Raw genomic sequence first — 12,913 nt, forward strand, 5'->3', positions numbered from 1 at the left:
CTTATCCCTCCACTCCAACTACGTTGGTTGGTATCCATTTGATGAGAGCTGTATCATAAAAAAAATCATCTTTTTCATGTTTTTCAACCTGCCAATTGGAAGAGAGAAAGAATGATGAGGGATAATTGAATAATGATTTTAAGCCATCTCCATACCTTACAATCACCTTCGCTTCAGGTTGGATAGATTGTGCTAACTCATCTATCAACTTGACCTTTTCATTTACTAAAGAAGCAATCACGGCGTGTGTGTATTGCCCTCGATCTACAAGCTGTGAAACTTTATCACTTGTAAATTCAATCTGTGTTTGAAGGCCTAACTTGGCTGTGGCCTCTCTCGCTAAAGGAATCGTTTCCTCATCAATATCAACGCACATCATTTTTGCTCCAGTATTTTTAGCAATCGTTAATGCGGACAATGGTAGTGCGCCAGAGCCGATAAAAAGAATATAGGAATCCTTGTTCATGCGATAAATCTCTATCTCATCTTTGAGTTGTTTGCTAAGATTGTTTAGATAGCTGCTTGATTCGTAACGTCCGGAAATAATCTCGTGAGATTCATATTTTTCAAGATTACAGATCGCATTTACAGCAGACTCTCTTATAAATCCAACTTGCTCTTTCACATCACTATCCTCGCACCACGTCTCCCATAGTTCCTGATTCCTTTGATTGACCACATAGGACGACAATTCATCTACTTTTTTACGAAGGAGTACATAACATACATCAACTTGTTCGGACATCTTTTCAAGCTCTCTAATTTGAAAGTCTATAGATTTTAACGACAACAAGAAATCATATTTTGAAAGATTCATACTACATACACCTTTCTTTTAATCGTAATTATTACGATTAAAATTATAGAACTCGTGAAAAGAATAGTAAATGGGTCTTTATACCTAAATAATGTGTTGTTTTTATTAAATTAAAAGTTATTACTTACGAATTGAATTAACATAAGTTTGGATCACACAGCAAAAAAAGCTAGGCATAATTAGCCCTAGCTCATTGAAAAGGAGAAACAAAAAACTATTGAAGTTTTACTACAACACACTACTACTCCTTCTCACTTTTGCTAGCGGTTCCTAGTATAAAAGAGTAGTGTCTGTGGCATCTATTAATGACAATATTTATAAAATCACTAAACTATCAAGGTTTATAATCTACGGCAATACCGGTAACTTGATCTTGTTTAATCCAATGCTCCATCTCAGAATTTTTTCTTTTGCACATAAAAACACCCCTTTAGATCATCCATATCTAAAGGGGTAAACGGTGTAAGTTTTTTTATCAACGTCGCGACTTTATTTTAAATCTACAATAGGCTAAACGATACTAACTTACTTAACTCTACCTAATATACTTTACTCTACAGTCACACTCTTAGCTAAATTACGAGGCTTATCTACGTCCGTTCCTCTTGCCATTGCTGCATAGTAGGACAACAGTTGCAATGGAATAATAGATAACGCTGGTGTAAGGAACGGCAATGTTTTCGGTATGAACAGAAGTTGGTTTACAGACTTCACTAACTCTTCATCGCCTACTGTACTTAAACCTAAAACATCTGCGCCTCTCGCTACGACTTCCTGTATGTTACTTACCGTCTTGTCAAATAAATCTTCTTGTGTAGCGATAGCTACTACAGGTGTTCCTTCTTCTATTAAAGCTAACGTTCCATGTTTCAACTCGCCCGCTGCATACGCTTCGGAGTGAATGTAGGAAATTTCTTTTAGCTTAAGCGAAGCTTCTTGCGCTACAGCAAAATCCAAACCTCTTCCAAGGAAGAACACATGATCATGCTGTGCGATATGTTCCGCATAACGCTTAATATCTTCAGCTTGACTTAAAATCATTTCGACTTGTTCTGGCAACACTTGCAGCGCACTAACCACTTCTGCAATGAATTGCTCATCTTTCGTCTCTAATACTTCCGCAAAATGACAGCCTAATAAATAAAACGTAATTAATTGTGTTGTGTAGGCTTTCGTTGAAGCTACAGCAATTTCAGGACCAGCCCATGTGATTAACACTTGATCAGCTTCTCTAGTAACAGAACTACCTACCACATTCGTTATGGCCAATATAGTAGCGCCTTGCGATTTCGCTTCACGAAGCGCAGCAAGCGTATCTGCCGTTTCTCCAGATTGACTGACAATGATCACGAGCGTATTGTTCGTAATAATAGGATTACGGTAACGGTACTCGGAAGCAACGTCAACCTCTACTGGTATTCGCGTCATGGACTCTAGTACTTGCTTTCCTACTAGTCCTGCATGATATGCTGTTCCACATGCTACGATATGAATACGATCAATAGATTCAATTTGTTGCTTACTTAACGTCAACTCTTTCAAATCCACTTTGTGTTGATCAGATTGAATGCGACTTCCCATCGTATCACGATAACCTTTTGGTTGCTCATGAATTTCCTTCAACATAAAGTGATCGTATCCGTCTTTTTCAGCCGTGACAATATCCCAATCCACATGATAAATTTCCCGGGAAATCGAGTTCCCTTCGACATCTTTCAACTGCACATCGTTACGAGTTAACACAGCCATCTCCCCGTCATTTAGAATGTACACGTTTCTCGTATATTCTAAAATAGCTGGAATGTCTGAACCGATGAAGTTTTCTCCTTGACCAACGCCAACGATAAGCGGACTAGCCAGTCTCACTGCAATGAGTTTATCCGGCTCTGATTTGGAAAGCACAACTAAAGCATATGCGCCTTTCATTTTCTTCACTGCTCGTTGTACCGCCTGCTCCATATCTCCTTCATACAATGATTGTATAAGGTGAGCAATGACTTCTGTATCGGTTTCTGACTTGAAAACATGACCTTTTGCCACTAATTCTTCTTTCAATGATAAATAATTTTCAATAATACCATTATGAATGATAGAAAATTGATGATCATTATCGCTATGAGGATGTGCATTTTCGTCAGATGGTTTACCATGTGTTGCCCATCTCGTATGACCGATTCCAATGTGTCCGTTTAATGGATTAGATTGCAACTGCTCTTCTAACACTGCCAATCTACCTTTTTTCTTAGCAGTTTGCAATGCTTTACCGTTGTAAACACTAATTCCTGCAGAGTCGTAACCACGATACTCTAGTTTACTCAAACCTGAAATTAATATAGACTGCGCTTCACGATTTCCAATATATCCTACAATTCCACACATATTTATTACTCCTCCATCTGTACCTTGTACCCTCCATGTCAAAAGGAGAATAGTAAGCGATAGGAGAGAAGCGTGTTCCATATATATTGTATATATAAAAATATTCTCTTGTTTGCATTCCTAGTGATTTTCATAGTTCAAAATATGATGAATTACTATACCCTGATGTCTTGGAGGGTATTAGGCTTGTAATTTTATTTTTGATTTGTCATCGTAGTTGAATGGTTGTCTGATTGGTCGCCCTATCATTTTAGATTCAACTTTTCGGTATAGATGAAGTACCGAGAGGCCCCCGCCGATTATTCCGAACACCTCTACCTCGTCAACTTAAACAAAGCTTTTGACCGACCCTTTGTATAAGTTCAGGCGCTTATGAACCAAACCTCTATGCTCCTTTCCATTCTTGAATCACATAGTTCTATTTTATGCATGTGCGATATAAATTGCAACTTTTTAACACTCATCCAAGTCAATAATGACTAGGTGAGTGAAATTTCATCTTTGATCGTTTCTACGATTTCTGTTACATATTGCTCTACAACCGCACTATCTTTTCCTTCAGCCATGACACGAATTAATGGTTCTGTTCCAGAAGCACGTACGAGTACTCTTCCTTCATTCCCTAATTTATATTCCACACCGGAAATGACTTCATTAATTTTTTCATTTTCCTGCCAACCATCTTTTTGTACCCCTTTTACGTTAACAAGCACTTGTGGATATTTCTGCATGATGTGACGTAATTGACTTAATGGCTTTTGTGTTAACACCATCGCTTCTACTAATTTTAGTGCAGTCAATATACCATCGCCTGTTGTACTGTGATCTAGAAAAATAACGTGTCCAGATTGCTCTCCGCCAAGGTTATATCCACCTTTACGCATTTCCTCCATCACGTAGCGATCGCCTACTGCCGTTTGCTTCGTCTGCATTCCTAGTTCATCCACTGCTTTGTAGAATCCGATGTTGCTCATTACAGTAGATACAATCGTTCCATGATTTAATTTACCTTGCTCATGTAACTGCTGACCGATAATCGCTAAAATATAGTCACCGTCTAACTCTTCTGCATGCTCATCTACTGCAATCAGTCGATCTGCATCCCCATCAAATGCGAGCCCTAAATCAGCACCGTGTGCTTTGACTTCCGCCTTTAAATGATCAATATGTGTGGAACCACACTCTTCGTTAATATTCAGCCCATCTGGTTCACAAGCTATTTTTATGACTTCTGCACCTAACTTTTCGAACACATAAGGGGCTAATTCATACGCTGATCCATTTGCACCATCCAGCACAATTTTAAGTCCAGTAAACGTTGTTTGTATTGCATTTTCTAAATCGTGAATGTAGTCAAATTTTGCTGAGTCCAAATCTGTTACAGCGCCCATTTTATCGCCAATAGGACGAGGTAATGTATCTTCATCCGAGTCCAAACATTGCTCTATTAACAGTTCTGTTTCGTCTGATAGTTTGAATCCATCTCCACCAAAAAATTTAATACCGTTATCTGGTATTGGATTATGAGAAGCAGATATCATCACACCAGCATCTGCGTTTAGTTGCTTCGTAACATGTGCCACACAAGGGGTGGTAACAACGCCAAGGCGAACACAATCCGCTCCAATAGATAGTAAGCCTGCAACTAGTGCTGATTCTAACATCGAACCAGAAATACGTGTATCTCTGCCAATGACAATTTGTGGTTTTTTGACTTTACCTGCTAATACATAACCACCACATCGTCCAATTTTAAATGCTAACTCCGGTGTTAATTCTTTGTTTGCTATCCCTCTCACACCGTCTGTGCCAAAATATTTCCCCATGATAAACTCTCCTTTTAACTTATGCACACATAATGAAACGTAGTCTTTCTTTTGTCATGATATCATGTTATACTCATGCGTTTCCGATATGTTGCTTTTTTTATAGTGGTTGTTCTATAATCGGATCTGTATCTGTATCTGATACTTCTATTTGCTCCTCTTCTTCACTTGGAACCTCTACTGGCTGCTCTGCTGGTTCATTTTCATCATCCGTGGTATCATCTTGCTCTGTCTCTTCACTGCCTACTTGACTACCATCTTCTGCATCATTTGGGTTCACATCTACAGCTTTTGATAAATCAATGGTTACTTCAGTGTATGTAGCACTTATGAAATTAGGTAATGTATACGTAACTTCCTCTGTATACGTCCCTTCAGAAAAACCACTCACATCTACTGTAGCCTCTACCTCTTCAATGTTTTGCAAAAGTTCCGCTGCTCCGTTCAACGTAACCGATATGAGCCCATTGGAAGGATCTATTATAGAAGCATCGTATTCTCCTGCACCAATAATGTTGACAGGAACATTTTGTATTATTTTAGATGCAGTGGCGGCAATTTCAACTTCAACTACCACTTGATTTTGATATACATCCCGAACTTTTTCTAAAATCGGTATATTTAAATTAACAATTTGGTTTCCGGTCAATGCAGAAATATCCAAAGTCATTTCATAACGATCCATGCTATCCAACACTTCTTGTGGAGCAAATACCGTTATTTCATCTACACTTTGCTTATATGATACTACACTATAGCCTTCTGGTGTTTCTCCAATTAATGAGATAATGAGAGGCATACTTTTCGAAGGACTTTGAATAGGTACTTTAACATTTACACTGGATTCCGAAAGCTGCACAGTTTCAATTGCATTCCCGCTTTCATCTAAAGCAATGAGAGGGACTTCCTGCTCTACCGTCGTCACCGCTCCACTGATGTCTACTTCACCATAGATGGTATAAATGTTTCCAAGCACACTTTCTGAGCTCTTTACTGTAACTTTCAATGGATCTAATTGTAGTGGGTCTTGCTCGTATCCTTCTGCTTGACTACCTATAATCTGAATCTGTACATCCATCTCTTTGCTCAAGAGATTTTCCACTACTACTTTCGTAGTAAAATGATCTGCATTGACGATCAGCCCTTTTGGAAAACCTACTTCGTTTAAAGGTAGACTATATTCTCCCTCTGCTTCAATACCAGACAAGTCCACTTCAATGCGAAAATTATTTTGGCCGGGGTCCATTCTCGTAATTTCGTCCTTCGTCCCGCGAATGGTCACATCGGTTTCTGTATATTCTACACTCGTTAAAATAAGATCCGCTTCAGGATCTAGCCCAACATAAGTGATAGGAAAGCTTTTGTACACCTTTGTCTCCTGCTGTACTACGTTGGTAGGTGTTGGCATAACACCCTGATCATATCGTACAATCGCCCATAATAAGATAGCAATTAAAGCAGATATGAGTATGACTACTTTTTTATTGTTAAGCCAATTATCCATCGTTACTCTCCTTTTTCTTGAAAAAGGGTTGTTTTTCCTTCGACTTCGGCGTTAACTCATCATATAATTTGGAAACTAGGGATTCCTCTTGTATGTCTCTTACGACTTGACCGTTTATAGCGAGTGAAACTTGTCCTGTTTCCTCCGATACGACAACACATATCGCATCCGAAACCTCACTCATGCCAATTGCCGCTCGATGTCTTGTACCTAGTTCTTTACTAATAAAAGGATTTTCGGATAGCGGTAAATAACATCCCGCTGCCACCAATTCATTCCCTCTGATCATGACGGCACCATCATGAAGGGGGGTGTTTGGAATAAAAATATTCATCAACAGTTCCCCCGTTATACTTGCATGCAAAGGAATACCCGTTTCCACATAATCATTTAACCCCGTCTGCCTTTCAAAAACAATAAGTGCCCCTGTTTTTTTACGTGATAAATAATTAACGGCCCTAATTATCTCATGAACTTGTTTTTGGAATGCTTTTACCTCATCCGTATGAGAAGATCTTTGAAAAAGCTTTCCTCTTCCTAGCTGCTCCAATGCTCGTCTTAATTCTGGTTGGAAAATAACGATAATAGCCAGAACGCCTACTGTTATCATTTCGTCCATTAACCATTTTAATGTGTTTAGATTAAAGCTAATACTGATAACCCAGACGACAACAATAATAAGCATTCCCTTTAGCAATTGGACTGCTCTTGTGCCCTTTACAAGCATAATTAATTTATATATAACATAGCTGACAATGAGTATATCTATACCATCTGTTACGGATATTTGTTGAAAGACGTCCATTTCCGTACTCCCCCAGTTAAAGGATAGGTTGTCTACTTCTACACATTATTTTATACCAAATGCACTGACGTAATCATGTTTCCATTGGGACTTTTCAATTTGGACTTCTTACAAGCGTATCCACATCATCTTTAACCATTATCGATAGTACCCATTCTCACGTCTGTTTCATATGTTTATCGACAAACGTATGATTATATTTAATTTATTTTATCACATCAACAACATCACTGCACGTACACAAAAAACCTCCTGGATGGAGGTGTTAGGTGTTTCTGAATAATCATGCTTTTTTAAGGACGGAAAAAACCAATCAATTTATACCATAACAGATCGATGGTTTCATTGACTTCTCTGATTTTCCCTTCTATATTAGCGGTTGATGCAACAAGCTCACCATCAATGATGACGACATCACCTTTAATACCAGCATCTTCTTGTATCCATAGTTCACCATTTTCAATGACGAGATCACCCGCAATTTCGACTCCGCTAGGTACAATCACTTTGTTGTTTTCAATCATGATCTTATCGATATCGGTCCCTCTCACTACGAGTTCAGGTTCATTTCCCATACCCTGAATAGTGTAGCTGGAAACCATCGCAATGATAAAGATGGAAGCTACAGATAACGCTGGGTAACGTTTCAACCATCTGAAAACAACGGATGATTTTTTTTCTGGAGGAAAAGATTCAATAATATTCACTGCTAAGTTCGCCGGAACTTTTAATGGAGGTATCGTTGCTGCAAAAACTTCTGCTTGTTCTAACTCATTTAAATGCTGCTTACATGAAGGACAGGTCTGTAAGTGTTCTTTCAACATTACAGAGTTCCCATGATCCAGGTCCCCATCTAAATATTCGTGCATCAAAGAGATGGCATGACGACAGTCCATGCATAGCCCCCCTTCCTCGTCCATAAAGTTTGTAATATATCTATCATACGGAGAAGTCGATCATAAGTTTCAACTAATTTTACAATTGCTGATGCTGTAATTTTCTTCTTAAGTATTCTCTACCACGATGTATTCTTGTTTTTACTGTTGTCACTGGCATATCCAAAATTTCACTGATTTCTTGTAAGGAAAGGTCTTGAAAATATTTTAATATCACTACTGATTTATATTTATCTGGAAGTGATTGAATCGCTTCACGAATACTTAGCTGCGTCTCAGATAAAATAAGTTCCATCTCTGGTGTTTTTTCATCACTGGCAATGACGGCATAGCCATCGACACCTTCACCATCTTCTCTTTCCATATCTAATGAATAAATTGGCTTGCGCTTTCGCAAACGATCAATGCATAGATTAGTACCTATACGATAAATCCAAGTGGAAAATTTGTGAGTAGGATTATAGCTTGCTAAGTTTTTATATACTCTTAAAAAAGTTTCCTGCACTACATCTTCCGATTCTTGAACGTTCCCAAGCATTCTATAAGCTAGGTTATATATTTTGGAACTATATCGTTGTACTAATTCATTAAATGCGCTGCGATCGCCGCCTTTCGCTTTCTTAGCCAGTTGCGATTCAATAGACTTCACGCACATCCCCCCGGCTTCTGCTACGAAAAACTAATCATATACTAAGGTTTGCATGTTTTATCATGTTTGCTCCATATGTACAATGAGGCTTCCATTGTAATGCATCACAATCTTTTGTCATTCTTCGCACTTTTATGTATAACATATATACTTTACCACACTTAAGGTCAAAAAAAAAATAGAGATCTCTCTCTATTTTTTTAAAAGTTTAGCCTGTATTTCTAAGTCCAGAAGCAATGCCATTAATCGTTAACAACACTTGACGTAATAGCGAAGTTGCCTCTTCGCCCTCTTCCCGTTTGCTTCTTAGTTCCGTCAGTAGTTGTACTTGTAAATAGCTTAACGGGTCTACGTATGGGTTTCTTAAACGAATGGATTCCTGGATTACAGGTACATTATCTAATATTTCATTTTGGTCTGTTATTTTAAGAATGAGGTCTGATGTCAACTTATACTCTGCTTCAATGTAAGCAAATATTTTTTGTTGAATGTTATTATCTCTAATCAAACCGGAGTATTCTTCTGCGATGTGTAAATCGGCTTTTGCAAGTGCCATCTGCAAGTTATCTATCAATGAACGGAAAAATGGCCATTTTTCATACATGTGCTGTAGTTCCTGCATGCGATTCTCATCATCTTGGTAATAGGATTGCAACCCTGTCCCAGCAGCATACCATGCAGGTAAAAGATACCGACTTTGTGTCCAAGAAAAAACCCATGGTATGGCTCTTAAATCTTCAAATTTATCACTGTTTTTTCTTTTTGAAGGTCGTGAGCCAATATTTAATTCACTAATTTCAGATAGTGGTGTCGACTCTTTAAAGAACGTAACGAAATCTTTCTCTCTAAAAATCAAATCCTGATATTTGTTTTGTGCCGCTTTAGAAATACCACTCATTATATCTTTCCAAGCATCATCTTCGATGTCATTGCCTGGATTTTTAGATAAGAAGGATGATTTGATCATGGCATGTGAAGCTTGCTCTAAACTTCGATATGCTATGCCTTTCATAGAATAACGAGAGGACAATACTTCACCTTGCTCTGTTATTTTAATTCCACCAGCAATCGTGTGAGGCGGCTGATTCATAATACTTCGGTTTAATGGCATACCACCTCGCCCTAAGGCCCCACCTCTACCGTGGAAAAACTTAATTTTCACACCGAATTTTTCTGCTGTTTTCGTTATTTCGTTCAATGCTATTCTGAGTTCCCAGTTGGCAGTTATAGCGCCCCCATCTTTATTACTATCAGAATAACCAAGCATAATTTCATGTACGTTGTTCATTTTTCCTAAATATGAACGATATATAGGAATAGAAAATAACTTATTTATGATGGCAGGTGCTGCATGCAGATCTTCTATTGTTTCGAATAATGGTACAGCTTGAAGTTTGTTTCCAGCATCATGGTCAGGTGAGAGGCCAACCTCTTTAGCTAGTACTGCAACTTCCAGTATGTCGCTAACACCTTGTGCCATACTGATGAGATAACTTGTAACGCATTGCTCACCAAATTCTTGTTTTGCCCTTTGCACTGTGCGGAATACTTCAAGACATTCTTGCGTGCTTTCAGAGTATGAAATATACCTTGAAGTAATGGGCCTCGGATTACTTAATAATTGCTCTAGTAATGCTATTTTTTCATTTTCTGTTAACTGTGAATAGTGTTCTACCAATCCAATTTTATTGAGCATCTCTTCCAGCGCTAGTTCATGTTCTTTACTATGCTGACGAATATCCAATGTCGACATGTGGAAACCAAAAAGTTCGACTTGTCGAATTAATTTCATGATATATTCATCCGCTGTATAGTCAGCAAAATGATATCTTAAGCTGCGATCTACAATTTTCAAGTCTTCTATTAATTCACTAGGCTGTTGGTAATAAACATTAGATTGTTTATTCGCAGTGATGTTTTTTACTTTTTCTATCATATATCCAATTTTAATACGATAAGGTTCACTATCATTCCACCAAATATCATTTTGAGCAAGTTTAATATGCTCACGATCTTGTTCAATAGAAGATTGTAATTCACCAGTAATATCAATAATACTAGTACTGAAACTCAAATTGTCTTTAATATGTTGTAATTCATCTATATATTTTTTGAGTACTACTTTTCTATGCATCAGCAATGTTTCCCATGTCACATCTGCCGTCACAGAAGGATTACCATCTCTGTCTCCGCCAATCCATGATCCGAAGCGCAAGAAAGATGGAACATGCCAGTCATAGCCCTCATAGTATTTATTCAAACAACGCTCTAATTCTTTATACAATTCAGGCAAGACATCAAACAACGTCTCGTCAAAATAGTAAAGCCCATTTTTCACTTCATCTATAACGGTTGGTTTACGTGAACGCAATTCATCTGTTTGCCAAAGCGTCATGACTTCACTAAGCATCTTGTCTTTCAACTGCTCCCGTTCACGATATGTAAGGTTGGGATTATCGAGCTGCATCATTTCATTTGCAATCCGATGATGAATGTCTAGTACTGCCCTTCTTGTTGCTTCTGTAGGATGAGCGGTCATCACTAGCTCCAAAGAGCATTCTTGCAATATAGACTTTACGTCCTCTACCGACGTATTTCTTTCCTTTAATTCTGCTACTACACTTTCTAAAGAACCAGGTTGAAAGTTTTCTCCAGCAGATCTTTCGTAGTCCCGTTTTCTTCTCACTCTATGATTTTGTTCTGCTATATTAACGAGTTGAAAGTAAATAGCGAATGCTCTAATTACTTGTCTTCTTAATGGTGTATGGCCCAATGCTGAAACTTCGTCCTTGATTTGCATAAACAGTTCCACTTTATAATCAGAGCGAAGTGATTTACTCATCTCTCGTATTTTTTCTACCGTGTTAAGTAATTCTTTACCTCCTTGATGCACCAATACTTTACCAAGTATGGTTGCTAGAAATCTTACATCTCTACGCAACAAGTTGACAGATTCATTTCTATTGTTATCTACTTTACTCATACATCCACCCCAGTAAATTTTTTATATATTTTATTTGTTTTAGAAACAACATGAAAATAAAGAAAATTAAAAAAATAAGAAAAAATCAATAAATATACAGAATAGATGATGTAACAGTATTTTGTTTTCAACAATTACAAATCATTAAAACATACAATGCCTATGGGTATAATCATATTTACATTATACTATATTTATTAGAGTAGTGAAGCACAAAAATGTGGAAGTATATACGAAAAAAGACCCTACGGTCTTCTGTTTTAAATAGATGGAGCGGGTGATGGGAATCGAACCCACGCTACCAGCTTGGAAGGCTGGAGTTCTACCATTGAACTACACCCGCGAATATAAAATTAATGGTCGGGACGACACGATTTGAACATGCGACCCCTTGGTCCCAAACCAAGTGCTCTACCAAGCTGAGCTACGTCCCGAAGTAATTTATATGGCTTATGTTAAGTGGCGTGCCCTGAGAGATTCGAACTCCCGACCTTTTGATTCGTAGTCAAACGCTCTATCCAGCTGAGCTAAGGGCACAAATCATGGAGCGGACGACGAGATTCGAACTCGCGACCCTCGCCTTGGCAAGGCGATGCTCTACCACTGAGCCACGTCCGCAAAGATGGTGCGCATGGAGGGACTTGAACCCCCACGTCGTGAGACGCTAGATCCTAAGTCTAGTGCGTCTGCCAATTCCGCCACATGCGCATATCTGAATGGTGAGCCATGGAGGACTCGAACCTCCGACACCCTGATTAAAAGTCAGGTGCTCTACCAACTGAGCTAATGGCTCCAATTAAATGGCTCGGGGTCTAGGATTCGAACCTAGGCATGACGGAGTCAAAGTCCGTTGCCTTACCGCTTGGCTAACCCCGAAAGTGGTGCCGTCGAGAGGACTTGAACCCCCAACCTACTGATTACAAGTCAGTTGCTCTACCAGTTGAGCTACAACGGCATACAATTTCAGTAAAATTCATGGTGGACGCTGACGGGATCGAACCGCCGACCCTCTGCTTGTAAGGCAGATGCTCTCCCAGCTGAGCTAAGCGTCCAA

Annotated in this window: 8 protein-coding genes and 9 tRNA genes; all 17 read right to left on the bottom strand. The window is 38.6% G+C overall.

The features are described from left to right. Position 1: 1 nt before the first annotated feature. The 17 genes from D1Z92_RS08620 to D1Z92_RS08700 all read right to left on the bottom strand — a co-directional run bounded on the left by D1Z92_RS08620 (position 2) and on the right by D1Z92_RS08700 (position 12,911). Positions 2–817 carry a nicotianamine synthase family protein gene (locus D1Z92_RS08620; protein WP_128895257.1) on the bottom strand — a complete coding sequence of 272 codons (816 nt, stop codon included), beginning with the start codon at positions 815–817 and terminating at the stop codon, positions 2–4. Positions 818–1,366: 549 nt separating this feature from the next. After that, positions 1,367–3,196, bottom strand: coding sequence for a glutamine--fructose-6-phosphate transaminase (isomerizing) (glmS, locus tag D1Z92_RS08625; RefSeq protein ID WP_128895258.1), 1,830 nt, complete (start codon positions 3,194–3,196; stop codon positions 1,367–1,369). 479 nt (positions 3,197–3,675) lie between these two features. After that, entirely contained in the window at positions 3,676–5,022 is a 1,347-nt protein-coding gene (gene glmM / locus D1Z92_RS08630) for a phosphoglucosamine mutase (protein WP_128895259.1), read from the bottom strand. A gap of 100 nt (positions 5,023–5,122) precedes the next feature. After that, entirely contained in the window at positions 5,123–6,526 is a 1,404-nt protein-coding gene (locus D1Z92_RS08635) for a CdaR family protein (protein ID WP_128895260.1), read from the bottom strand. After that, positions 6,519–7,331, bottom strand: a complete 813-nt coding sequence (cdaA, locus tag D1Z92_RS08640) for a diadenylate cyclase CdaA (RefSeq protein WP_128895261.1) — start codon at positions 7,329–7,331, stop codon at positions 6,519–6,521. Before cdaA ends, D1Z92_RS08635 begins: the two co-directional genes overlap by 8 nt. A 293-nt stretch (positions 7,332–7,624) precedes the next feature. Continuing rightward, positions 7,625–8,227, bottom strand: a complete 603-nt coding sequence (locus D1Z92_RS08645; RefSeq protein ID WP_164931520.1) for an anti-sigma factor family protein — start codon at positions 8,225–8,227, stop codon at positions 7,625–7,627. A 79-nt stretch (positions 8,228–8,306) separates the two neighbouring features. Beyond that, a complete protein-coding gene (gene sigW / locus D1Z92_RS08650; RefSeq protein WP_128895263.1) occupies positions 8,307–8,876 on the bottom strand; it encodes an RNA polymerase sigma factor SigW in 570 nt (189 codons plus the stop codon). Positions 8,877–9,084: 208 nt separating this feature from the next. Continuing rightward, positions 9,085–11,859: a phosphoenolpyruvate carboxylase gene (ppc, locus tag D1Z92_RS08655; protein ID WP_128895264.1), complete on the bottom strand. Its 2,775-nt coding sequence runs from the start codon at positions 11,857–11,859 to the stop codon at positions 9,085–9,087. Between the two features lie 269 nt (positions 11,860–12,128). Continuing rightward, positions 12,129–12,202, bottom strand: a tRNA-Gly gene (locus D1Z92_RS08660). Positions 12,203–12,216: 14 nt separating this feature from the next. Further along, positions 12,217–12,293, bottom strand: a tRNA-Pro gene (locus D1Z92_RS08665). A gap of 26 nt (positions 12,294–12,319) precedes the next feature. Continuing rightward, positions 12,320–12,396: transfer RNA gene (locus tag D1Z92_RS08670), tRNA-Arg, on the bottom strand. 6 nt (positions 12,397–12,402) lie between these two features. After that, positions 12,403–12,477, bottom strand: a tRNA-Gly gene (locus D1Z92_RS08675). 5 nt (positions 12,478–12,482) lie between these two features. Then, positions 12,483–12,567: transfer RNA gene (locus D1Z92_RS08680), tRNA-Leu, on the bottom strand. A gap of 9 nt (positions 12,568–12,576) precedes the next feature. Further along, a tRNA-Lys gene (locus D1Z92_RS08685) sits at positions 12,577–12,652 on the bottom strand. Between the two features lie 8 nt (positions 12,653–12,660). Continuing rightward, positions 12,661–12,735, bottom strand: a tRNA-Gln gene (locus tag D1Z92_RS08690). A 3-nt stretch (positions 12,736–12,738) separates the two neighbouring features. Further along, positions 12,739–12,814 (bottom strand) — tRNA-Thr (locus D1Z92_RS08695). 21 nt (positions 12,815–12,835) lie between these two features. Then, positions 12,836–12,911: transfer RNA gene (locus D1Z92_RS08700), tRNA-Val, on the bottom strand. Positions 12,912–12,913: the final 2 nt, after the last annotated feature.

Source organism: Longirhabdus pacifica (assembly GCF_004115085.1).
GTDB lineage: Bacteria > Bacillota > Bacilli > Paenibacillales > DSM-105158 > Longirhabdus > Longirhabdus pacifica.